The organism is Aeromonas sp. R9-2, assembly GCF_040908025.1.
GTDB classification, from domain to species: domain Bacteria; phylum Pseudomonadota; class Gammaproteobacteria; order Enterobacterales; family Aeromonadaceae; genus Aeromonas; species Aeromonas veronii.
Genome location: NZ_JBFOCX010000025.1, coordinates 345,065 through 368,678, shown reverse-complemented (window position 1 = coordinate 368,678; position 23,614 = coordinate 345,065). Strand labels below are relative to the sequence as shown.

Genomic DNA, 23,614 nt, shown 5'->3' with positions numbered 1-23,614 from the left:
TTCCGATTTATTCATCTGAGCGGTATATTTAATCGAACACGAAAAACCCCTCGTTTTCACCTTACAAAAAGTAACCGGGCAGACTCTTTCCGAACCGTCACAATCCGGTTACTCTAGCGCCCCCTCACGGCTCTCGCTGCCGCTCATGGAATTCAGAGATATTCATCAAGGTTGGATGGTGCGCCACTGAACAGGTGGCCAGATAGTTCATGCCAGGAGGGCGTGAACCGGACGAGTGCTACGAATTTAACGACCACCAGGATATCCCATGAATACCAGTTCCATGACCATAGGCAAAAAACTCACCGCCGGCTTTGCCGTGCTCGGTTTGATGGTCGCCTTTATCGGCGGTTTTTCCCTTGTCCAGTTTGGCAACATGAATGATGTTGCCATCCGGTTTACCGACAGCATCTTGCCAGCGGTTAATCGCACCAGCGCGATCGGGGATTCTCTCGGTGAGTTGCGTCGTTATGAGCTGGGTTATTTCGTGGTGGCCGCCGAGCCGCTGAAAAGGGCTGAATATCGGAATATTGCCAGTCAGCAGCTTAACGCGATCGCGCAGCAGCTGATTGCCCATGACAAGACGATCTGGCCTGAGGATGTGGCGGAGCGCCGTACCTTCGATACGGTGAAATCTGACTGGGATCGTTACGTCGCCCTGCACCAGCGAGTCCAACAGCTGCAAGACAGCGATCAGCTTGCCGAAGCCCAACGCATCTTCCTTGAGGAGGGGGTTCCCCTTTACACCGCGCTGAGCAAGTCAGTGGCCTCCCTTATCCAGATTAACCATGGTTATGCGTCTGAATCCCGCAGCGATATTGTCGACTCTTATCAATCCGCCAATCTGAGTGTCACCATCGCGCTGGTGCTCGGTCTGATCCTTGTGGTGCTGCTCTCCGTGGTACTGACCCGCCAGATCCGCGATCCGCTGATCATGCTGGCCCGTCAGGCCCAGCGTATTGCCAATGGCGATCTGGGTCAGGGCGAACTGCAGCAGTGGATCCGTGACAGCCGCTTCAACCGCGATGAACTGGGTCAGCTGGGTTCTGCCATCAACCGGATGCAGGGCTCCCTCTCCGATCTGGTGAGCGAGATCGCAGGCTCCGTGAGCCAACTCAGCAGCGCAGTGGAGGAGGTGAGCGCCATCTCCAGCCAGTCCGCCAGCGGCATGGCTATCCAGCAGAACGAAGTCTCCCAGGTGGCGACAGCCATGAACGAGATGCAGTCCACCGTCAATGAAGTGGCCCGCAACACCACGGATGCCATGAGCGCCGCCAAGGATGCCTCCCGCACCTCTGCTGCCGGCAGCGAAGTGGTACGCAGTTCGATTGCCAGCATCGAAGAGGTGTCGGTCAAGATTGAGCAAGCAGGCACAGTAGTGCAGCAGCTGGAGGCCGACAGCGCCAACATCAGCGTGGTGCTGGATGTGATCCGCGATATCGCCGGTCAGACCAACCTGCTAGCCCTTAACGCCGCCATCGAAGCGGCCCGTGCCGGTGAGCAGGGCCGTGGTTTTGCGGTCGTTGCGGATGAAGTGCGCTCATTGGCCCAGCGTACCCAGGACTCCACCGCCGAGATCAGCAAGATGATCGAACTGTTGCAGAGCCGCGCCGCCGAGGCGGGCAACGCCATGCAGCTGAGCCGTCACCAGATGCAGGAGAGCGTCGGTCTGGCGCGGGATGCCGGTACCAGTATCGAGACCATCAATGGTGCCGTGGTGCGCATCACCGACATGAACACCCTGATCGCCACCGCCACCGAAGAGCAGAATGCGGTGACCGAAGAGCTCAACCGCAGCATCGTCAACATTCACAATGCCGCTGACGAGAATGCCCAGGGCGCTCATCAGATCGCCCAGGCTTGCGTCGAGCTGAGCAAGCTGGCCAATACCCTGCACCATATGACCCAGCGCTTTACCCTCTAAGAGCGTTTGGCAGATAGCAAAAGGCCCCGTCCAGTGACGGGGCCTTGTTGTTTCTGGCAGTTTTTTTATCGCAGTGCTGATTAGCGCAGCCTAATCGGCCGGAACCAGACCCTTTATCCGACAATTCAGCTCAGGCCGACGATGTCGCCGTTATCATCGATGTCGATGTGACGATAGGCCGGCAGGCTGCCAAGGCCCGGCATGGTCATGATGGGGCCCGCCAGTGCATAGACGAAGCCGGCACCGGCGCAGAGCTTCACCTCGTCGATGGGCACCTCGAAATCGGTCGGCACGCCCTTGAGAGCGGGGTCATGGCTGATGGAGAGCGGCGTCTTGGCTACGCAGATGGGCAAGTGATCCCACCCTTCGGCGGAGAGTTGCGCCAGCTGCTGGCGCGCTCTGTCGGAGAGCAGCACTCCGCGGCCGCCGTAGCCGCACTCCACCAGGGTAGCCAGCTTGGCGTCGAGGCTCATCTCGTCGGGGTAGAGCAGTTTGACTTTGCTTGGCTGCTCGCAGGCGGTGGCCACGGCGCGGGCCAGCTCGCTGGCACCGGCACCACCCTGGGTGAAGGCGTTGGAGATGGCTGCGCCACAGGCACCGGCTTGCTGCGCTTCATGGGCCAGCAGCGCCAGCTCGGCCTCGCTGTCGGTGGGGAAACGGTTGATGGCGACCACCACCGGCACCCCGTAGCGACGGGCGTTCCGGATATGCCAGGCGAGGTTGGCGCAGCCCTGCTTGAGGGTTGGCAGATCTTCTCCCTGCAGGCTGGCTGGCAGCGGCTGGCCCGGGCGGATATCGAGCAGGCCGCTGTTGGCCTTGAGGCCGCGCACCGTGGCCACCAGCACCACGCAGGCGGGGGTAATACCGGATTGGCGGCTCTTGATGTTGAAGAACTTCTCCAGCCCCATGTCGGAGCCAAAACCCGCCTCGGTCACCACATAGTCGGTCAGGCCAAGGGCGATGCGATCGGCGATCACCGAGGAGTTGCCGTGGGCGATATTGGCAAAGGGGCCGGCGTGCACCAGCACCGGCGTCTGCTCGGTGGTCTGCATCAGGGTCGGTTGCAGCGCATCCTTGAGCAGTACCGTCATGGCGCCTGCTACTTCCAACTGTTCGGCGGTAATGGGCTCGCCGTGAATATCGCGGGCTAGCTGGATGCGGCCGATGCGCTGGCGCAGGTCTTTCAGATCGCTCGCCAGCGCCAGAATGGCCATCAGCTCGGAGGCGGCGGTGATGACGAAGCGATCGCTGCGTTCCACCCCATCGGCTGCTCCACCTTGACCTATGGTGAGGTGGCGCAAGGCGCGATCGTTCATGTCGAGGGTGCGCGGCCAGAGGATGTTGTCGGCATCGATATCGAGCCGCGGCAGGCCGGTTTTGGCGCTGAACTGGTCGCCGAGTTTGCGCTCATGGAACAGCCGGGCATCGAGGGCTGCCGCCGCCAGATTGTGGGCCGCCGTCAGGGCGTGAAAATCGCCGGTGAGGTGGAGGTTCATCTCCTCCATCGGCACCACCTGGGCGTGGCCGCCACCAGCGGCCCCCCCCTTGACCCCGAATACCGGGCCGAGGCTCGGCTGGCGGATAGTGGCGATGCTGGGCTGGCCGATATGGTTGAGCCCCATGGAGAGGCCAAGGGTGGTCACCGTCTTCCCTTCACCGAGCGGGGTGGGGGTGATGGCGCTCACCAGCACCAGCTTGCCGCTCTGTTCTGGCTGCGACTTGAGCAGGTCGAGGCTGAGTTTGCCTTTGTAGTGGCCATGAGGGCTGAGCAGGTGCTGGGGGATGGCGAGGCGTTCGGCCAGCGCGTGGATTGAGAGGCGGGGGGACTGGCGGGAGATCTCGATATCGCTTAGCATCAGCACCTCGTTGGCATATCGGGGTAAAATATGCGGCGCAGTCTAGTGGAATATAACGGGTAATCCAATGACGAAAACGATTTTATTTGGTGGGGGTGAGGTTCGTCAGAATCCTGTTCGGCTGGATCTCAACGCACTCTATCATCCCCCCAAGCAGCCGATGACGGCGCTGGGGATTGTCAGCGCGCTGGTGCCGTTGTTCGGTTTCGGCTGGCAGGCGATGACCCAGGACCCCGAAACCCAGCTGCGCCACGAGATCCGCAAACGGGTCAACAAGCACAAGACCGACGAGGCAAACCTCATTCTGATCCTGCAGCTTGCCGCCATGTTTGACTGCCCCGAGATTGAAGTGGCGCTCCCCTATGCCCTCAGTGAGCAGCAGTTGTCGGTAATACGCACCCGTTTGCCACGCTGGCAGTTGCACCCCGAGCAGGATCGTCTGCTAGCCAAGCTCACCCCTGTTGCCGCATCCACCACCGCACCCGACCAGCGTTAGGTTTCAAGCCGGACCAGCAGGCCGGACAGTCAGGCCGTATCCTCTGCTCTGGCAATCATCACGGCTTATCCCACTGTTGCGGGGCGAGATAGCGCTCCTGCACGAACTCGATAAAGCAGCGCACCTTGGCCGAGACGAAGCGGCGGTGCGGATAGACCGCATAAAGTCCCACCTCTCCCTTGTCCCACTCCGGCAGCAGGCTGACCAGCTGCCCTGACCGCAGTGCCTCCCCCACGATAAAGGTGGGCTGCAATATGATGCCCTGATCATCACAAGCGGCGCGGGTCAGCGCCACCCCGTTGTTGGCCCGCAGCGGCCCCTGTGGCCGGATGCTCTGCTGCTCGCTTCCCCGTTTGAAGTGCCACTCCGGCTGGGTCAGGGTGTAGATCAGACAGTCGTGCTGCTTGAGATCCTCGGGTTTTTCCGGTCTGCCCTTGCGTGCCAGATAGGCGGGGCTGGCGCAGAGTTCGACCCGAATGGTGGCCAGCTGGCGCGCCACCAGCGAAGAGTCGCTGAGGTGGCCGATCCGCAGCGCCAGATCGAACCCCTCTTCCACCAGGGCCACTCGCCGGTCGCTGTACTCGATATCGAGCTTGAGATCGGGAAAGCGCTGGCGAAACAGCGGCAGGGCGGGGGAGAGGTGCAGATAGCCAAAATCCATCGGCACCGAGAGCTTGAGGGTGCCGTTCGGCTGCTGGTTGTGGTGGGTCAGCTGGCTGTGGGTCTCTTCCAACTCCGCCAGCAGGGCGAGGGAGCGCTGGTAGTAGAACTGGCCCGCTTCGGTGGGATTGACCTGACGGGTGGTGCGCGACAGCAGCCGGGTGGCGAGGGACTCCTCCAGCTGCTGCATTAGCTTGGAGGCCATGGCGACCGAGATGCCGAGCTGGTTGGCGGCCCTGGTAAAGCTCTGGCACTCCACCACCTTGATAAAGGTGCGCATGGCGGCGATCTGATCCATTTTCCATCCTCAGTAAATAATGAATTTAATAAATCACTGATTATTCATCTTCAGAACGAGGTTAGCATTTTAACCACTGATGTGGACCCCAAGATGAAGGAACGAACGGATGAAAATGACCAAGGCTCTGCTGGCCTCCTGCCTGTTTATGGCTACCCCTCTGATGGCGGCGGATTACGATGTGGATGCGGCGCACACCACGGTGCAGTTCAAGGTGGGTCACCTGGGCTTCTCCGAGCTGGTGGGTCGCTTTAACACCTTCAGCGGCACCTTCAGCATGGATGACGCCAACCCGGCGGCCGCCAAGGCGAGCTTTGAAGTGGATGCCGCCAGCGTCGACTCCAATCACGAGGCCCGCGACAAGCACCTGCGCAGTCCGGACTTCCTCGACGTGAAGCAGTATCCCAAGATGACCTTCGTCAGCTCCGCTTACGAGGGCACCAAGGATAAAGGCGTGCTGAAAGGGACTCTGACCCTGCACGGCGTCTCCAAGGAAGTGGCCTTCGATCTGGTCAAAATTGGCGAAGGCAAGGATCCCTGGGGCGGCTACCGCAGCGGTTTCAACGCCTCCACCACCATCAAGCGCAGTGACTTTGGCGTGAGCTACATGCTGCCCGGCATTCCGGACGAGATGAACATCAACCTGTTTGTCGAAGGCGTGCGCAAGTAATGGGCGCGGAACTTCTGCTGCAAACCCTGGCGGCTCCTCTGGGAGCCGCTTTGCTATCGTGGCGCTGGCCGCGACTGGGGTATCTGTGGGGGGCGCTGGCGCTCTGGTTGGTGGGATCCTGGCTCGGCGGCCTCTATGGCATGCCGGAAAAGGCGTGGCAGTGGCTGCCGCTGACCCTGCTGGTCCCTGCCATCGCGGCTCAGGTGAACGATCAACGCGGCTCGTTGCTGCTCTTTGCCGTTATCAGCGCGCTGGTGTGGTGGCAGGGATTGGCCTCGGTACTGGTGAGCGAACCCGGGATCTGGCTGGCGCTACTGCCCGCCATCCTCTGGTTGGGCTGGAGCACCTTGCGCTGTGATAGCCGCGAGGGGCTCGGGTTTGCCCTCGGCTTTATCTGGCTGGCGCTGGTGATCGGCATCGATGGCAGTCTGCTGATTGCCCAGTTGGCCGGTGCGCTGGCCGCTTTCGCCGGTTTTCGCGCCCTGCTTGCCACCTTTGCTGGCATCAAGGTAGCCCCAGCCGGTCTGGCGCTGGCCCTCGCCTTCGTCCAGATGCTGGCCTGGCAATATGTGGAGGTGCCGCTGGTGGTGTTGCTGCCGGTCTGGTTGCTGCCGCTGCTGGAGTGGGCGTTGCGTGACAAACCCTGGCCAGTGCGTTGGGGTGGGTTGATCTTGCTCGCTGCCGCGGGAACCGGGCTCAGCCTGTGGTGGGTGTGGCCTGCTGCTTCTTTGTACTGATTTTTGCATGAAAAACAGGCAATTACAGTCATTTTTGCATACTCGCTCATACTCTTGGTAGATAATGATTGAGCCCCATATGTGTTTCAGATAAAAAGGATTTTCATTTTATTTGGACACACACAGAACCCGGCCGCGCCGGGTTCTGTTTGCCTGCTTTGCGGCACATAAGGAGGCCACAGTTGCGCAGTCAAGGATCTGAGCATCTGTTTTTTCGCCATTTCACCGGACAGGGACGTATCGATGGTCTCTGCATTCTGCTGGTCACTCACCTGCTTCCCGATCGCCCCCGTTTTATCGACGCTCTCGGTCAGATTGGACGGATTGGCGCCATTTTGCCCAAACCGAAATCGGTACACGGTCCGACCCTGGAGTGGGTATCCCAGCACTATCCGGTGCTGCCCCTCAACCGACGCTGGACCAATGAACCCGACAGCATCATCCAGCAGATTGCGCCGCTGGTGGCCCCCCACGAGCGGTTGCTGATCCTCGATATTGGCGGTTACTTTGCCAAAACCCAGGTGATCTTGAGTGAATACTTCGGCCCCCGTTTCCTCGGGGTGGTGGAGATGACCGAGAACGGCCATCAACGCTATGAGCAGGAGGTGCTGGCGACCCCGGTGGTGTCGGTGGCGCGCAGCCCCCTCAAGCAGGCCGAGGATATCCAGATTGGTTTGAGCGTGGTCTACTCCGCGGAGTCGCTGGCTCGTAATCTCAACCGTACTTTCAACGTCTGCGAAGCCGTGCTGTTTGGCTATGGCAAGGTGGGGCGCAGCATCGCCCGCGACCTGCGTTGTCGCAACCTCCATCTCGGGCTGGTGGAAACCGATGTGCTGCGACAGGTCGAAGCGCTCTCTCACGGTTTTCGCTTGATCACCAAGGCTGAAGCCTTGAGCCGCGCCGAGCTGGTGATCTGCTCTACCGGCAACGGCTCGCTGGATTTGGCGGATCTGCAGGCGCTGCGCCCCGGCACCATGGTGGCCTCGGTCACCTCGGCTGACGACGAGTTCGCCTTCTCGCTGGCCCAGTTGCCGTGGCCGAGCGAAGAGGTGTGCCCCCATGTGCTGGCCCTCAACCGGCCGGATGGTACCCAGATCTACCTGCTCAACCGGGGCGAGGCGGTCAACTTCGTTCATGGCGCCGTGATTGGCGAATATGTCTATCTGGTGCTGGCGGAGATTATGGAAGGGATCCGGATGCTGGCGGCAGGCCCTCTTGCTCCCGGCCTGTTCGAGCTGCCAGAATCGGCGATGCGTACCATTGCCCGCCATTGGCTGGCCGATTTTCATGGGGTTGATCAGCACTGATTTGACCAAACCGGGAGCGGCCATTGGGCAGCGGTACGCCACTTCCCGCCATTGTCGCTTTTTTATGGAGTCACTCATGACCGAGTCTGAAACCCTGATCAGCAAACCCCGCATCGAAATCCGCTACTGCACCCTCTGTCGCTGGATGCTGCGCGCCGCCTGGCTGGCGCAGGAGCTGCTCTCCACCTTCGACAGCGATCTGGGGGAGGTGGCGCTGGTGCCGGCCAGCAAGGGGGAGTTCCGCATTCTGGTGGGCGGGGTGCAGGTGTGGGATCGAGTGGTCGATGACGGCTTCCCCGAGGCCAAGGAGATCAAGCAGCGGGTGCGCGATGTTATCGCCCCTGAGCGGGATCTCGGCCACTCGGATCGCAAGGCGGCCGAGTAACGCCAGATGGGCCGAGCGCCTCGAAAAGGTGCTGAGCATGAGAGCGAAAGGAGAGGGAGGCGATGGCCTCTCTCTCCTTTTTTGCCTTTGGCTGTTTGCCTGGCTCCAGCAGGGTTATAAGCGCGGCTCGACCAGATGACTGCCGATATAGCGGGCCCGCTTGTGGGACTTGATGCGGCTCACATCGACCCACACCAGCCCGTCGATGCAGTGGTTGAAGTCGGGGTCGATACCAAAGTCCATGAACTGCACTCCGCCCGGCTCGCACAGCTCGGAATACTGCTTGTAGAGGGTAGGGATGGCGCAGCCCAAATTGTCGAGGCGGGCCTTGAGCGCTTTGAGGTCGGCGCCGTAATCCACCCCTTCGAACAGAGGCTGCGTTTCGGGGTAGGGACGGCGGGAGGGGGCCAGCGCCAGCTCGGGGGCAAAGTGCTGGCGGTAGAAGCTCACCAGCAGATCCTTGGCCGCCGGCGGTAGGCTGCCGGAGAGCGACACCGGGCCAAACAGGTAGCGGTAGCGGGGATAGCGGGCCAGATAGGCACCGATGCCGAACCAGAGATAATCGAGCCCCCGCTTGCCCCAGTAGGCGGGCTGGATAAAGCTGCGGCCAAGCTCGATGGCCTGCTCCAGCCGGGGCAGCAGCTTATCCTCAAAGCCGAACAGGGTGTGGCTGTAGATACCATCCTTCCCCTTGCTGGCCAGCAGCTCCGCCACCGGGGCAAAGCGGTAGGCGCCGATAATGTCGAGTCGGGCCGGATCCCAGAGGATCAGGTGGTGATAGTCGTTGTCAAAGCCATCGAGATCCCGCCGCTTGCCGGACCCTTCCCCCACCGCGCGAAATGCGATCTCCCGCAGCCGCCCCAGCTCGCGCAGGATTACCGAGTGACTCAGTTCGTGGCGGCGGTAGAGGTAGATCCCCTGACCATCCGGGGTGGTGCCGAGCTGCTCGCAGCTTTCAATGGCCTGTTTGAGTTGGCGGCGATCCTCCGGCAGGGCGATGGGGGCCTCGGTCTGCAGGCGCCCTGCCTTGCCACGGCCAATCCGGTAGAGATGGTTGCGCACCAGCCGCGCCGCCGTCTTGGCGGGCAGCTCCTGAAAACTGCCGAGCGGAATGCGCGCTCCTATGGTCACCGGCAGGGTCTGCCCCTGCTGGCGAAATAGCTGGCGCACCAGCAACAGGGCGGAGGCGGGCTTGTTGAGCCAGGAGGCGAGATAGAACCAGAGGCTGTTGCGCCCCCCCAGATGGATGGGCACCAGTGGGGTGCGGGTGCGCTGGGCCAATTTGATAAAGCCTGACTGCCAGGGGCCATCTTTCACCCCCTTGAGGCCAAGCCGGGAGACTTCGCCAGCGGGGAAGATCACCAGCGCCCCTTCATGGGCGAGGTGTTCGTTCATGGCGAGGATGGCCTGCCGATCGGTTTTGCCCGCCATGTTGTCCACCGGCAGCAGCAGGGGGCGCAGCGGCGCGAGTTGGGCCAGTAGCTGGTTGGCAACGATCTTCACATCGGGGCGAATGCGGCCGAGCAGCTGCAGCAGCACCAGTCCGTCCAGCGAGCCGATGGGGTGGTTGGCGACAAGCATGACCCGGCCGCTGGCGGGAATGTGCTCCAGTTGCGCCTCGCTGACCCGATAGTCGAAATCGAGGCGTGTCAGTGCCTGTTCGACAAAGTCGAGGCCGCGCAGGTGCGGGTAGCGGGCGGCAAAGTCGGCAAATGCCTGCTCGTTGAGCAGCCAGCCCAGCAGCCGCTTTAACCGCGGGGTGAGCAGGGGGTAGCCAAGCAGGCGGGGGAAGTGCTGGGTCAGCAGGGTATCGATAGTGAACATCTGGGGGCTCCGGCGATCCGTTCTCCCCAGCATGGTGTGGCACTGTTCCCGCGACATGTCAGCGGGATGACAGTTTGATGGCAGCGGCGGCCAGTGGCTCGCGGCTGGTGGTCAGATAGCAAAGGGGGGAGCCGGTTAATCGGCTCCCCCCTCGGTGGTCGTGGTAATGATAGCGACCCGATTAGCCGCGCCAGGCGGCGGTGAGGCGCACCAGCTCCACCAGGGTGGCGACCGATTTCTCCATGGATTGCAGCGGGATAAACTCGTGCTTGCCGTGGAAATTGTGGCCACCGGTGAAGAGGTTGGGGCAGGGCAGGCCCATAAAGGAGAGGCGGGCGCCATCGGTACCGCCGCGAATGGGCTTGATCTTCGGCACCACGTCTGCGGCTTCCATGGCGGCCTTGGCCAGCTCGACGATATGCATGTGCGGCTCAATCTGGCTGCGCATGTTGCGATAGCTGTCGGTCAGGGTCAGCTCGATGCGGGCCTTCGGATACTCGGCTTGCATGGCGGCGACCCGGCTTTGCATCTCGGCCTTGCGCGCGGCGAAACGCTCGTCGTCGAAGTCGCGGATGATGTAGTGCAGGGTGCTCTCCTCCACCGTGCCGCTCATCTGGGCCAGATGGAAGAAGCCCTCATAACCGTCGGTGCACTCCGGGGTCTGCTCGGCGGGCATGGCGGCGTGGAAGCGGGCGGCCAGAGTCTGGCTGTTGATCATGCTGCCCTTGGCGGTGCCGGGGTGGACGTTGTTGCCGACAAAGCGCAGGTTGGCGCTGGCGGCGTTGAAGTTTTCATACTCCAGCTCGCCCAGCTCGCCGCCATCCACGGTATAGGCCCACTTGGCCGGGAATCTGTCCAGCGGGAACAGGTTGGCGCCGCGGCCGATCTCTTCATCCGGGGTGAAGCCGACCCAGATATCGCCGCGCGGAATCTCGGGGTGGGCCTGCAGGTGAGCGATGGCGGTGAGGATCTCGGCGATGCCGGCCTTGTCGTCAGCCCCGAGCAGGGTGGTGCCGTCGGTGGTGATGAGATCCTGACCCAGATAGTTTTTCAGGAAACGGTAGTCACGGATGGCAAGCACCTCGTCACCCTTGCCAAGGCAGATGTCGCCACCCTGATAGTTTTCGATGATTTGCGGTACTACGTGCTCCGCCTCGTAGTCGGCGGTATCCATGTGGGCAATCAGGCCGATGGCGGGGGCGTCCGGCTGGTTGCCCGGCAGGCAGCCGGTGAGGTAGCCGTGTTCATCCAGGGTGACCCGGGTTAGCCCAAGCTCCTTCATCTCTTCTTGCAGGGCGCGGGCAAAGATCAGCTGGCCTTCGCTGCTGGGGCAGGCTGGATTGGTCTCATCGGAGCGGGTATGAAAAGTTACGTAACGCAGAAAACGCTCAAGCAGGGTATCCATTAGTCAGCCTCTAACCGATTGTGAGCGGTCATTGTGGCCAATCCGTGCGGGGCACTCATTGCGTCAGCGCAGGTTTTTCCCATTTTTTGACGCAAGGGAAGAGCGGCGAATGTGCGGCGCGCGGGGCAACGTCCGGGAGGGAGAACGCATAAATTTTACGTTTATTACGATATTTAGGCGCTGGCGGTGGCGACCAAATTTCCCTCAGCCACCGCACAGCAAGGCGTCAGCCCAACCATGGCGTTTTCGCACACTTTTCAAGGGGAAACCGGGCTGTCGCATAACCTGCGCCATCCCAGAGCCCGCCTGCTCGCCAGCAAGATTTGATCGACTTATTAAAAGGGGATTTTGAACACTATTTTTTATTGTCACTGCCCGCGGTAAGTGTGTACACTCCGCGCCGATCCAAGGGCAACCCTGAAGCAGGCAGAGCCGCCAGAAACCCGACCGATCATACGCCTATAGGGCGAGGCACGCAGAAACGACAGACACTGCTGGGGAATGGTTTCTTTAATACCGGTTAGGCTCCGGTATCAGGGAGAACAACAGACTCTCATCCTTCATTTGACCGAGTGGGCCACCGGCTCATCATCTTCCCTTGTCATGGGCGGTCACTGACGGTGAGGTGGGCTGTGGTTGTTGTCGTCTATCAACACGCATGCGTGCTGGCGCCTTCGCTTCTCTTCCTTGGAACCCTCTCCTTCTGTCGGGATCGCTGCCGAATGATGAACTGACGGCGTGGCTGATGTCGTCTGTCATCAAAGTACCGCGGCGCTACGGCATAGTGGCACCGCATACCGTTGAGCTTGATGTAAAGCCACCAGCCCCACATCAAGACTCGTTACTTCCCCAAGATCCACCAGGCAGCCTCTGGCTTGCCGCGATGTGCAAAGCGTTGGTTTGGGTGGCTGCGTCTCGTGATGGCAGCGCTCGCCGTACTCTGCACTAGATGGTCTGGATGTGATTGAGGGTAACGAAGGCGACTTTGGGTCGCTCATTTGCGAGGCATAGCCCATGACTAACTGGTCCAGCAAGGACTCCTTGAAGGTCTACAACGTTCCCTACTGGGGTGCGGGTTTTTTCAATATCAATGACGCCGGTCATGTGACCGTCGCCCCCGACAAATCACGCCCTGACGCGCATATTGTGCTCTCTGACGCCATCGAACAGTTGCGTCAGTCCGGGCTGACCACCCCCGTGTTGCTGCGCTTCCCCGACATTCTCAAGAGTCGGGTCGATGCGCTGTTCAACGCCTTTGGTCAGGCCATCGAGAAGTCAGGCTATGAAGGGGACTACCTCTGCGTTTATCCGATCAAGGTAAACCAGCAGCGTCGTGTCATCGAGACCATCAGCCAGTCCTACAGCGACAAGCCCCGGCTTGGCCTGGAAGCTGGTTCCAAACCGGAACTGCTGGCCGTGCTGTCCCATCACCATGAGCAAGGCTCGGTGATCGTCTGCAACGGTTACAAAGACCGCGAATATATCCGCCACGCCCTCCTGGGCAACCTGATGGGCCACAAGGTTTACATCGTGGTGGAGAAGCCCTCCGAGCTGGAAATGGTGCTGGACGAGTCAGCTCGTCTCAACATCAAGCCCAACATCGGGGTGCGTGCCAAGCTCGCTTCCACCGGCTCCGGCATGTGGGAATCGAGCGGTGGCTCCATGTCCAAATTTGGTCTCTCCGCCTCCCAGATCCTGGCGCTGATCGAACGTCTGCGCGGGCTGGGCAAGCTGGATTGCCTGCAACTGCTGCACTTCCATCTGGGCTCCCAGATCGCCAATATCCGCGACATTCAGGGCGGCATCCGCGAGTGCGGCCGTTTCTACGCTGAACTGCGTCGCCTCGGTGCCAACATCGAAGTTGTGGACGTCGGTGGTGGCCTGGGGGTGGACTACGAGGGAACCCGTTCCCAGAGCCACTGCTCCGCCAACTACAGCCTCTCCGAGTACGCCAACAACGTGGTATGGGGCATCGGCGATGTCTGCCGCGAGTTCGATCTGCCGCACCCGACCATCATCAGCGAGTCTGGCCGTGCCCTGACCGCTCACCACGCCGTGCTGGTTACCAATATCATTGGTGCCGAAGGGGTGGAGATGAACGACATCAGCGCGCCGGACGAAGATGCACCTACCATTCTGCAGAACATGTGGAAAGGCTGGCTGGATCTGCGCAGCGAAGATCCCTCCCTGCTGGAGATCTTCCATGACTCGGTGGCAGATCTGGGTGACGTGAATACCCAGTACACCATGGGCCTCTTGAACCTTGAACAGCGTGCCTGGGCCGAGATGCTGCACCAGAACACCTGTCTGGCGCTCAAAGAGATGCTCAACCCGGTCAACCGCAACCACCGTGCGCTGGCTGACGAACTGAGTGAAAAGCTGGCGGACAAGTGCTTTGCCAACTTCTCCCTGTTCCAGTCTCTGCCGGATGCCTGGGGTATCGGTCAGGTATTCCCGGTGATGCCGCTGGCTGGTCTCGATCGTCCGCTTAGCCGTCGCGGTATCCTGATGGATATCACCTGTGACTCCGACGGTCAGGTCGAGCACTATGTCGACGGTCTGGGGGTCGAGAGCACCCTGCCAATGCCGGTCTACGGCGAGAACGAAGAGTGCCACGTCGGCTTCTTCCTGGTCGGTGCCTATCAGGAGATCCTCGGCGATCTGCACAACCTGTTCGGTGACACCCACTGCGCGGAAGTGTGGCTGGACGAAGAGGGCAAGATGGACATTCGCAACGTGGTGCGTGGCGACACCGTCGACCAGCTGCTGCGTTACGTCAACATCGACCCGTCCGTGATCCGCGAAAACTACCAGCGGATCGCCGCTCACCCGGCGCTGGACGATGCCACTCGCAAAGCCCTGCTCGACGAGCTGGAGCTGGGCCTGCAAGGCTACGCCTATCTGGAAGACGAATAAGCGCCCGCGCTTGACGTTCGCCGTGAAGGCATAAAAAAGGGAGGCATTTGCCTCCCTTTGTCCTATCTGTTCCTCCTGTGGCGGTCAGGTCTGCGAGCTCAGCGCCTTGTGCAGATCCTGCTGCAACTGCTGATTGTCGTCTCTTTGCAGCTCCACAATACCCAATTGCAGTCCCTGCTCGATGGTGAGCGACCCATTCAACATGGCGTTGATGGCGGCTTCACTCAGCAGCATCACCCGGTCTTTGGGGTTTGGGCCGCTGGTGTGCAACTGGAGCAGTAGGGACTCCTTGCCTCGTACTCTGGACCAGAGTCCTGAGTCGATAAGCAGGATAGAGATCCCGCCGCCTACCCCTGCCTGCTGGAGTCGACTTTTGAGGGTTTGGAGCCATGCCTGGCTACGGGAGAAGCCGGCTTCGCCTGTCAGGGCTGCCAAGGGGGGTAACTGCTCACGGCTCACCGCAGTCGCCGTGGCCATGGCAATATTGACCGTGCCGGGCCAGCTCTGTTCGAACGGATTGGGATAAAGGGCATCATAACCACAGCTCTGCCCCATCCCGGGGATGAGGCAGAGCAGGACCATGCATGCGCGCAAGGTGCGTTGCATCATGGCGTCACTATGTTGAACCAGAAGTTGAACTTGTCGAGCAGGCTGATGAAGTCACTGAACTTCTGCTGATCTCCCTCGATCTTGATCTCGCCGTTGGCGATCTTCTGCTCCATGGTGCCCTGACCGAGCTGGGTATCATCCAGCGTCTTCTTGCTCAGGGTAATGGTCACATCAGGCTTGGCGGCATAGCGGGTTGTGTGGTTGAGCACCGAGTTCTCCAGACTCAGGGTATGTTTCTCCCCGATGTCGGTGAACGCCATGTTGATGACCATCTTCTTGCCCGCCGCTTTCTCGGGGTTAATGCGCACCGAGAGATAGTCAAACAGCATGCTGGGGCTCATGGCCCGGATGGTATCCGGTGAGGCGGTGACTGTTCCGCCAACATTAGGAACGCCATTGCGCAGCTCATAGGCGCCTTGCAGATAGACGGAGCGCCACGGGCCGGATTCAGCCTGATAGCCCAGCTGCTCCAGTGCATCTGCCAGCAGCAGCTTGCCCTCTGTGTTGCTCGGGTTGGCAAACACCAGATGCTTGAGCACTTCTGCTACCCAGCGATATTCCCCCTTGTCGAACGAGGCCTTGGCTTTCTTCAGCAATGCCTCTTCGCCACCCATGAACTCGACATATTTGGGGCCGACCATTTCCGGTGGCAGGTTATCGAGATCGGAGGGGTTGCCGGAGTACCAGCCCATATAGCGCTGATAGACGGCGCGGCTGTTGTGGCGCAGGGTGCCGTAGTAACCGCGGTTAGGCCAGAAGTTGTTAAGCTCGGGCGGCAGGGTGATCTGCTCGGAGATCTCCTCACCGGTGTAGCCCATGTTCATCAGGCGTACCGACTGGTCATGGATGTATTTGTAGAGATCCCGCTGCTTCTTGAAGTAGTCGACGATGTTGGTATTGTCCCAGCGTGGCCAGTGGTGGCTCTGGAATTTGACCTCGGCCTGATCACCCCATGTTTCGATAGTCTCGTTGAGAAAGCTGGCCCACTTAAGCGCATCGCGCACCTGGGCGCCGCGCAGGGTGAGGATGTTGTGCATGGTGTTGGTGGTGTTTTCGGCCATCCACAATGCTTTGCTGTCCGGGAACCAGGTGTTCATCTCGGCGGGCGCTTCGGTGCCCGGGGTCATCTGGAAGACCATCTTGACGCCATCCACTGTTAGCGTCTCACCGGTTTTGGTGATAAAGCGGGTCGGCAGCAGCAGCGAGGGCACGCCGGTGGAGGTGGTTTGCCCCAGACCGCCATTGACGCCGCCCTGCGGGTTGCGCGGCAGCAGGGCGCCATACATGTAGACGGCGCGGCGGGCCATGGCATTGCCGGCGATGACATTCTCCGACACCGCGTGTTCGGTAAATCCTTCAGGCGCGATGATCTCGACGCCGTTCTTTTTCACCTCGTCCAGCGAGTTGAACAGACCGGCGGCACCGCCGTAGTGATCCACGTGGGAGTGGCTGTAGACCACCGCGGTGACCGGGCGCTCCCCTTGGGTCTTGTTGATGAAGGCCAGCGCCGCCTTGGCGGTTTGCGGGGAGATCAGCGGATCGAACACCACCCATCCCTTGTTGCCTTCGATAAAGGTGATGTTGGAGAGATCAAAGCCGCGGATTTGGTAAATCTTGTCGGTGACCTTGAACAAGCCGTACTGCATGTTGAGCTGGGCATTGCGCCACAAGCTGGGGTTGACGCTGTCCGGCGCGGCCTTGTCGAGGCCGATGTAGCTCTTGTACTGCTCCAGATCCCACACCACGTTGCCCTTGTCATCCTTGATGGTTAGGGTCTCCGGCTTGGCGATAAAGCCACGCTGGGCATCCTCGAAATCCTGCTTGTCATTGAAGGGCAGGGTATTGAGCACCTGCTGGTTTGCCTTGATGGTAAATTCGCTGGCAGGCTTGGGGTCGATGGCGGCCTTGGCCGACTGCACAAGAGCAGGCTGCACAAGCAGTGTGCCACAGAGCAAGAGCGAGAAAATCGTGGGGGTGGAAAGCCTCGGTTTCATCGGTATGACTCCAGATGGTGGTGTGGGTCGACAGGGCTAAGTGTAGTCAGGCTCAAGTCAGCGAATAGAAGGGAGATAAGGAAGAGAAGGGAGAGAAGTGGGGGATGCTTGCGGTACAAACCGCCATCCGGGAGGAAAACAGCAGGAATTGCGCCCGCAGGAGCACAGCCGTTGCACATCTTGATCTGTATCAAGATAGGTCGCAGCGGGTTGTCTTACGGTCAGGAGTGATGTTGATGGGATGTAACAAAAGGATGTGCATATGGAACTGAAAAGGGACCCGAGATGCTATACCGACGTCTGTATCGACGGTAAGTGGTATCACTACGACCACTGCAGCACCAACGTCTATATGCTGATGGGAGGCGCCGCGCCGAGCCTTCAGCTGGCCTATGAGCCGAGCAGCGAAGAGGAGCTGATCGAGCTGCTCCAGCAGCTGGGGCGCTTCTGAATCACCGAATTGATGTCTTGCCATATGGCCATCGGGCGCGTTGCCACGATGGCCACCACTCTTCACCGCTGTACCTAATCTCAGCGGTTTTTATTGCCCAATAACCCCTTGCCAATCTCCAGCATGGCGACGGCCGCGGCGTAGCTGCTATCGGACTTGCCTATCTCATCCGCTATATAGAGAAAATTGGATTGGTATTTCTCGACGGCCTCCCGTGGACTGGTCGCGTCAATAAAGTCCTCCTCCACCTCGAATCCTTGGGTCAGTAGTGCCGCCTTTTCACTCAGGAAAGTCGGAGATGCCATGTCGATAAAGGTGTATTGCTGCCGATTGGATGCCGGAATGGTAAAAAACTGGTATCTGGCCATGGGTAAATCCTCGCTTGAAGCGGGTGATAGATGACGTGACGCTGGTTTTAATCTGTGGCTCGCAGGCGGCTTGCTTGCCTCGACGTCGTAGACCGTGCGTGTCGGGAATGCCGCATTTTGTTTTCGTTCGAGACTACTTTGTTGGCGTTTGCCCGGCAAGTGGGCCGCAGAGATTTTCTGGATGATCCGAGCAACCGAGATGTTGTGGGCAGGGGCGAGACCGGGATAATGCCGGGCTCACGTTGAGCCCGGCTTGTCAGCGCTCTGTTACAGCACGAAGCTCTGTACCATGGCGCGCAGCTGTTCGGTGAGCTGGTGGATCTGGCGGGCGGCATCGCGGGCGGCGTTGGCCACTTGCAACGCCTCGTCGCTGCCATCGGAGATGCGCACTACATTACGTTCGATCTCGTTGACCACGGCGCCCTGCTGCTCGATGGCGCTGGCGATGATGGCGTTGGTATCGACCATTCGATCCACCTTCTCGGTAATGGCGCCGAAAGCCTGTTTTGCCTCCTGCGCCAGCCCGACCCCCTCCTGCGCTTCATGGCTGGCCGCCGACATGGCGGTGACCGAGGCTCGGGCGCCGGATTGCAGCTGTTCAATCATCTGCTGGATCTCGACGGTAGCCCCCTGGGTGCGGTTGGCAAGAGACCGCACCTCGTCGGCCACCACCGCAAAGCCGCGACCCTGCTCACCAGCCCGGGCCGCTTCGATGGCGGCGTTGAGGGCCAGCAGGTTGGTCTGCTCGGCGATACCGCGGATCACGCTGATGACGCCACCAATCTGGCTGCACTGCTGCTCCAGTTGGCCGATGGTGTCGGCGGTGCGCAGCACTTCGCGGTTGATATGGTCGATGGCCTTGATGGTGCGCTCCACCACATCCTCGCCCTGACCGACCACGTTCTGCGCCTCCTGGGTCATGCGGGCCGCTTGCAGGGCGTTGCCCGCCATGTCTTGTGAGGTTGCGGCCAGCTCCTTGATGGCGGTGGCGACCTGATGGGTTTCCCCTTGCTGATCGGCAATGACCTCCTGTGAGCGGCAGGTGCGCGCTTCGATCTCGGTGGCGCTCTCCACTACTGTGACGCCATTTTCCCGCACTCGCCGCATCAGGGTGCGCAGGGTCTCCAGGGTCACGTTGTAATCCCGGCTGATGGCGGCCAGCTCGTCCTGACCGACGATCTCGATATGCTGGCTGAGATCCTGGGCGTTGACCCGGGCGGCAATATCACGCACCCGCCCCACGGTTTCGCGCAGGGAGAGATAGGCACCGATCATCAGGTAGAGGTAGAGCAGCAAGCTGACGGTCAGCGGCGCGGTGACCCACCAGAAGTGGCGTTGGTTGGCGGTCAGCCGCTGATGCAGGTCGGCCTCCAGCCGCTGGCGTACCTGGCCTGCCAGCGCGGTGATAGCCTCGTCCATCTTATCCCCCAGTGCCAGCACCTCCTTGGTGGAGAGCTGCACCAGCTGATCCTTCATCATCTTGTTTTCCATGGTTTCGACCCCCTGACGCACCAGCTGTATCAGAGCATCGGTCTGCTGACCCAGCTCGGCGCGGTAGGCGGGTTCAATCTGGTAGAGCAGGGTCAGATCGGCCTCCAGCTCCTGCAGAGTGGCGCTGATCAGGTCGAGACGAAAACGCAGGCCGCTGTAGCCCTCAGCCTGAAACAGGCCGAAATCGGCGATGGTGGCGGCGCGATCCCGCACCTGAGCCAGCAGGTCGCGCAGCTGCGGCAACCGCTCGCTGGCGAGGATCACCATGTAGTAGGTACCGAGCGCCGGATCCTGGATAAGGCTGCTACTGGCGGTAATGTGCTTGTAGAGGTGGCGCACCTCGGTCAGCAGCTTGTCGTGGCGCAAGTTGCTTTGCTCCACTTCCAGCTTGCCCGCTCCACTCTGCAGGGCGGCCCAGCCTTGCTGGATCACCTCAAAGGAGGGGTTGTTCTGGCGGGTGTCGGCAAAGGCTTGCAGGCTCTGATCAACGGCTTGTGCGGCTGCCTTGAGCTGATCGTCACCGACCGGATCCACCTCATAGGCGTGGCGGGTCATCAGATTGCGATGGGTGAGCAGGGCCTGTTCGATGGCGGGAATGGGGGCGAGATTGACCACGCCGGCCAGCTCACGGTTGGCCTGGACGTTGTCATCCTGTAGCCGCCCCAGCAGATTGGTCATGCTGTAGGCCAGTGGCAGCATCATCAGGCAGGACCAGAGCAGGAATTTGTATTTGAAGGAGAGCTGATTGCCCAGCCGGATGGCGGGGTTGAAAATCCATTTCATGTTAAGCCTCGATACCTGAGTGCGGGCGTGATTCGTGTTGCCTGAATAGTACTCCGAGCGGCCTCCCTTGGGTGATGGCCGGTTGCAAGTTGTGATCCCCTTGGCTTTTTACTTCCGGGCGGGGCGCGGTCAGCCGCACCAATAGAAAACGGGCCACCCGAAGGTGACCCGTGGTCGATAAGGGGAAACCGATCAGTTGAACGCCAGGAAGGGCGAGACGCAGAGCAGCAGGCCGGTGACGATGATGATGTAGAGGGAGGTGCCCTTGTACTTGTTCAGCGCCGGTACCTGATAGACCAGATAAGCCGGGATGAGGCAACCCACCATGCCGAAGATGGGGCTGCAGATGGAGGTGAAGCTCAGTACCGGTGCGTTGAGCACGATGGCACCCCAGGAGAGCATGACGGTGAACACCATGATCCCTTTGCCCACCAATCCTTTGTTGATGCGGTTTTCCGGCATGACGCGGCGCAGCAGGTTCATTGCCAGCCCCTGACAGGCTTCACGGAAACCGAGGTAAACGCCGAAGTAGGCGGTCATCACCGCGAAGATGTTGAGGGTGAGGCTCAGGAGCTTGAGGGTCTGGCCGGGCATCCCCTGGGCTACCATGGCCAGCGCGGAGATGTTCTCTTCAGAGGCTTTGACCGCCTGATCGTGGCCCATGGCCAGAGTGAAGGAGACCGCGTAGAAGAACACCACCACGAACAGGATGCCGAAGGCGATATTCATGGCGCGCATCGCCTTGAAGCGGGCCACTTCCAGCGACTTTTCCCGCGAGCGGTAGGAGATCACCATGGGGCTCAGGCTTTGAATAAAGAGGATGGAGGTGAGGGTAAAGGGCAGCATGATGATGGCATCCTTCATCCAGTCACCGGCAGCGGGCATGGCGGTGATGTTGGCCGCATCCCACTTGTCCACCATCATAAGGCCCAGCACCGCAACCACGCTGATCTTGGTCAGCACCATAAAGGTGGAGATCTTGAACAGCAGGTTTTCGCCGCGCGAGGCCAGTGCCACCAGACCGCAGATCAGCACCAGACCGTAGAGCGGGTTTTCGGAGAGCAGGCCATCGGTGACGCCGAAGCTCTGCAGGAAGGAGGCGCTGTCATTGGTGATGGCGGTGGAGTAGACGAAGACCCAGATCACCAGCATCACGAAGTAGAGGGCGCCGAGCAGCACACCCCAGTTCTTGCCGAGGTAGCCGGTGATGACGCTGGGGTAATCCTTGCACTCCGGCGAGGTGGCCAGGGTGTTGATAAAGAGGCGTTGGAACATGTACATGGCGGGGTAGCCGATCACGGCCGAGAGCAGAAAGACCCACAAACCCATCAGACCCACCTGTACCGGCAGGAAGACGATCCCCGCGCCGATGGCCATGCCGATGCTCATGATGATCCAGCCCCAGTCGGTGCTGTCGAAGCGAACCGCTTCTTTCCATTCCAGCGTGCCCATCACGGGGCTGGCGAGTGTAGTGCTATGCGCGTCCATTAAAACCTTCTTTTTTGTAGGGATGTGGGAAATTGGCGCAAATATAGTTGAGTGAAACTGTCATAAACAATGCCCATAAGAGTACTTTTGTTCAAATCAGGATGGTGATCACGGTTTATATTGAGGCCGAAAGGTGCCTTTAAACGCCATTTTTGTATCTTTTTGTTGAATGGATAAAATAAAAAGCAAATAATGTTGAACGGAATGAGATTCATGATTGCAAAAAAAATTGCACAAACAGGAGTGGCTATATGAAACGCATCATCACAGCAGCAGCGGCACCTGACGCTATCGGTCCCTACAGCCACGGCACTGCCTATGGCAACCTCATCTTTACCTCCGGTCAGTTGCCGGTCTGCAAGCAGCAGGGGGGTGTGGTGGAAGGGGGGATTGCCGCCCAGACCCGCCAGTCACTGGAAAACCTGAAATCCGTGCTGGAAGCCGCTGGCGGCTCGCTGGATACCGTGCTCAAAACCACCTGCTACCTCGCCGAGATCAGCGATTTTGCCGCGTTCAACGAGGTCTATAAAGCCTATTTCCAGAAAGATTGTCCGGCGCGCAGCTGCTTCGCAGTGAAGGATCTGCCGATGGGCGTCAAGGTTGAAGTGGAAGCGATCGCCCATATCGCTCGTTAATGCTGATAAAAAGGTTCAAGTGATGAAACAAGCGTGGCAGCAGTATCTGCAGATTATTCAACAGGTTGTCAAACCAGCGCTGGGTTGTACCGAGCCAATCGCCGCCGCCTATGCCGCAGCGGTCGCCGTCCGGCAACTGGGGGGTGAGCCCGGTCGCCTCGAGGTTGCGGTGTCGGACAACCTCTATAAAAACTCGATGGGTGTCTATGTGCCGGGCACCGGCAAGATCGGTCTGGCCATTGCGGCCGCGGCCGGTGCCATCGGCGGCAACGCCGATGCCGGGCTGGAGGTGCTGGCCGCGATCCAGCCAGAACAGGTGGATCGTGCCCAGCAGCTGATCGATGCTGGCAAGGTGCAGGTGAGCCGCACCGCCGCCCCCGAGTTTATCTTCTGCCGCGTGACCGTTTATGGCACTGATGACAAGGGTGAAGAGCACAGCGCCGAAGTGACCCTCTGCGGCGGCCATACCCGCATCGTCGAGCAGCGCCGCGATGGCGAGGTGACCTTCACCGCCGATCAGAGCCAGGGTGGTGCAACCGGTTCCATCTGCGATGGCGTCGATATCAGCATCGCCGCCATCTACGAGTTCGCTACCCAGGTGGAGTTCGATCAGATCAGGTTCATCCTCAAAGCTTCCGAGCTCAACGGCAAGCTCTCTGCCGAGGGGATGAACAACCCCTATGGTCTCGAGATCGGCCGCACCATGCAGCAGAACATCGATGCCGGTCTTATCGGCGAGGATGTGATGAACCGCATCGTGATGATGACGGCGGCTGCCTCCGATGCCCGGATGGGGGGGGCGACCCTGCCAGCCATGAGCAACTTCGGCAGCGGCAACCAGGGCATTGCCGCCACCATTCCGGTGATGGTGATTGCCGAGCGCTTTGCGGCCAGCGAAGAGCAGCTGGCTCGCGCCCTCATCATGAGCCATCTGGGCGCCATCTATATCAAGTCCCACTATCCGCCGCTGTCGGCCTTCTGTGGCAATACCGTGACCAGCGCGGCCGCCTCCATGGCCATGGTCTATCTGGCGGGCGGCAGCTTCGAGCAATCCTGCTTCGCCATCCAGAATGTACTGAGCGACAGTGCCGGCATGGTGTGCGACGGGGCGAAGGCCTCCTGCGCCATGAAGGTGAGTACCTCCTCCGGCGCGGCAGTGCGCGGCTTCCTGATGGCCCTCAACAGTCACTCGGTGTCGGGGCAGGGGATCGTCGCCGGCGACGTGGATCAGACCATCCGCAACGTCGGCCAGATGGTGAAGGAGGGCATGTCTGCCACAGACAGCACCATTATTGATATCATGTCCGCCTGATGTCC

19 protein-coding genes are annotated in these 23,614 nt (G+C 60.3%); 10 read left to right on the top strand and 9 right to left on the bottom strand.

What is annotated here, in order from left to right; all coding sequences use genetic code 11:
- Positions 1 to 268: 268 nt before the first annotated feature.
- On the top strand, positions 269 to 1,924 hold the full coding sequence (locus tag AB5Y71_RS13985; RefSeq protein ID WP_368171830.1) for a methyl-accepting chemotaxis protein: 1,656 nt from the start codon (positions 269 to 271) through the stop codon (positions 1,922 to 1,924).
- A 125-nt stretch (positions 1,925 to 2,049) separates the two neighbouring features.
- On the opposite strand, the gene AB5Y71_RS13980 is transcribed toward AB5Y71_RS13985, so the two are convergent.
- Positions 2,050 to 3,780 carry a formate--tetrahydrofolate ligase gene (locus AB5Y71_RS13980; protein ID WP_368171829.1) on the bottom strand — a complete coding sequence of 577 codons (1,731 nt, stop codon included), beginning with the start codon at positions 3,778 to 3,780 and terminating at the stop codon, positions 2,050 to 2,052.
- 67 nt (positions 3,781 to 3,847) lie between these two features.
- On the opposite strand from AB5Y71_RS13980, the gene AB5Y71_RS13975 reads away from it, so the two are divergent.
- Positions 3,848 to 4,276: a hypothetical protein gene (locus AB5Y71_RS13975; protein ID WP_201957808.1), complete on the top strand. Its 429-nt coding sequence runs from the start codon at positions 3,848 to 3,850 to the stop codon at positions 4,274 to 4,276.
- A 58-nt stretch (positions 4,277 to 4,334) separates the two neighbouring features.
- Here the strand turns inward: AB5Y71_RS13975 and AB5Y71_RS13970 are convergent, their stop codons facing one another.
- Entirely contained in the window at positions 4,335 to 5,234 is a 900-nt protein-coding gene (locus tag AB5Y71_RS13970; protein ID WP_368171828.1) for a LysR family transcriptional regulator, read from the bottom strand.
- A gap of 109 nt (positions 5,235 to 5,343) precedes the next feature.
- Here AB5Y71_RS13970 and AB5Y71_RS13965 point away from each other — a divergent pair, with 109 nt between their 5' ends.
- The 4 genes from AB5Y71_RS13965 (at position 5,344) to AB5Y71_RS13950 (ending at position 8,333) form a co-directional block, all read left to right on the top strand.
- Positions 5,344 to 5,904: a YceI family protein gene (locus AB5Y71_RS13965; RefSeq protein ID WP_005334411.1), complete on the top strand. Its 561-nt coding sequence runs from the start codon at positions 5,344 to 5,346 to the stop codon at positions 5,902 to 5,904.
- Positions 5,904 to 6,641 carry a hypothetical protein gene (locus AB5Y71_RS13960; RefSeq protein ID WP_120415745.1) on the top strand — a complete coding sequence of 246 codons (738 nt, stop codon included), beginning with the start codon at positions 5,904 to 5,906 and terminating at the stop codon, positions 6,639 to 6,641. The genes AB5Y71_RS13965 and AB5Y71_RS13960 overlap by 1 nt, the downstream gene beginning before the upstream one ends.
- Positions 6,642 to 6,823: 182 nt before the next feature.
- Complete coding sequence (locus AB5Y71_RS13955; protein ID WP_005361782.1) at positions 6,824 to 7,948, top strand: adenosylhomocysteinase; 1,125 nt, start codon at positions 6,824 to 6,826, stop codon at positions 7,946 to 7,948.
- Between the two features lie 76 nt (positions 7,949 to 8,024).
- Positions 8,025 to 8,333 carry a SelT/SelW/SelH family protein gene (locus tag AB5Y71_RS13950; protein WP_019445942.1) on the top strand — a complete coding sequence of 103 codons (309 nt, stop codon included), beginning with the start codon at positions 8,025 to 8,027 and terminating at the stop codon, positions 8,331 to 8,333.
- A 114-nt stretch (positions 8,334 to 8,447) separates the two neighbouring features.
- On the opposite strand, the gene AB5Y71_RS13945 is transcribed toward AB5Y71_RS13950, so the two are convergent.
- Together AB5Y71_RS13945 and pepT are read right to left on the bottom strand one after the other, a co-directional pair.
- Complete coding sequence (locus tag AB5Y71_RS13945; RefSeq protein WP_368171827.1) at positions 8,448 to 10,157, bottom strand: lysophospholipid acyltransferase family protein; 1,710 nt, start codon at positions 10,155 to 10,157, stop codon at positions 8,448 to 8,450.
- 181 nt (positions 10,158 to 10,338) lie between these two features.
- Positions 10,339 to 11,562, bottom strand: a complete 1,224-nt coding sequence (gene pepT, locus AB5Y71_RS13940) for a peptidase T (protein WP_368171826.1) — start codon at positions 11,560 to 11,562, stop codon at positions 10,339 to 10,341.
- Positions 11,563 to 12,576: 1,014 nt separating this feature from the next.
- Between pepT and speA the strand changes: the two genes are divergently transcribed.
- Positions 12,577 to 14,478 carry a biosynthetic arginine decarboxylase gene (gene speA / locus AB5Y71_RS13935; RefSeq protein ID WP_005344160.1) on the top strand — a complete coding sequence of 634 codons (1,902 nt, stop codon included), beginning with the start codon at positions 12,577 to 12,579 and terminating at the stop codon, positions 14,476 to 14,478.
- 84 nt (positions 14,479 to 14,562) lie between these two features.
- On the opposite strand, the gene AB5Y71_RS13930 is transcribed toward speA, so the two are convergent.
- Both AB5Y71_RS13930 and AB5Y71_RS13925 read right to left on the bottom strand, forming a co-directional pair.
- A complete protein-coding gene (locus AB5Y71_RS13930; protein WP_236356988.1) occupies positions 14,563 to 15,087 on the bottom strand; it encodes a hypothetical protein in 525 nt (174 codons plus the stop codon).
- A complete protein-coding gene (locus AB5Y71_RS13925; RefSeq protein WP_368171825.1) occupies positions 15,084 to 17,081 on the bottom strand; it encodes an alkyl/aryl-sulfatase in 1,998 nt (665 codons plus the stop codon). Before AB5Y71_RS13925 ends, AB5Y71_RS13930 begins: the two co-directional genes overlap by 4 nt.
- 262 nt (positions 17,082 to 17,343) lie before the next feature.
- On the opposite strand from AB5Y71_RS13925, the gene AB5Y71_RS13920 reads away from it, so the two are divergent.
- Entirely contained in the window at positions 17,344 to 17,532 is a 189-nt protein-coding gene (locus AB5Y71_RS13920) for a hypothetical protein (RefSeq protein WP_368171824.1), read from the top strand.
- A gap of 80 nt (positions 17,533 to 17,612) precedes the next feature.
- On the opposite strand, the gene AB5Y71_RS13915 is transcribed toward AB5Y71_RS13920, so the two are convergent.
- The 3 genes from AB5Y71_RS13915 to AB5Y71_RS13905 form a co-directional block, all read right to left on the bottom strand.
- Positions 17,613 to 17,900 (bottom strand): hypothetical protein, encoded by a 288-nt coding sequence (locus AB5Y71_RS13915; protein WP_107685105.1) that lies wholly within the window; start codon positions 17,898 to 17,900, stop codon positions 17,613 to 17,615.
- Positions 17,901 to 18,167: 267 nt separating this feature from the next.
- On the bottom strand, positions 18,168 to 20,174 hold the full coding sequence (locus tag AB5Y71_RS13910) for a methyl-accepting chemotaxis protein (protein WP_368171823.1): 2,007 nt from the start codon (positions 20,172 to 20,174) through the stop codon (positions 18,168 to 18,170).
- Between the two features lie 192 nt (positions 20,175 to 20,366).
- Positions 20,367 to 21,662: a hypothetical protein gene (locus AB5Y71_RS13905; protein WP_368171822.1), complete on the bottom strand. Its 1,296-nt coding sequence runs from the start codon at positions 21,660 to 21,662 to the stop codon at positions 20,367 to 20,369.
- Positions 21,663 to 21,913: 251 nt separating this feature from the next.
- On the opposite strand from AB5Y71_RS13905, the gene AB5Y71_RS13900 reads away from it, so the two are divergent.
- Entirely contained in the window at positions 21,914 to 22,297 is a 384-nt protein-coding gene (locus tag AB5Y71_RS13900) for a Rid family detoxifying hydrolase (RefSeq protein ID WP_064340989.1), read from the top strand.
- Positions 22,298 to 22,319: 22 nt separating this feature from the next.
- Positions 22,320 to 23,609 (top strand): serine dehydratase subunit alpha family protein, encoded by a 1,290-nt coding sequence (locus AB5Y71_RS13895; RefSeq protein WP_368171821.1) that lies wholly within the window; start codon positions 22,320 to 22,322, stop codon positions 23,607 to 23,609.
- The last annotated feature ends 5 nt before the right edge of the window (positions 23,610 to 23,614 follow it).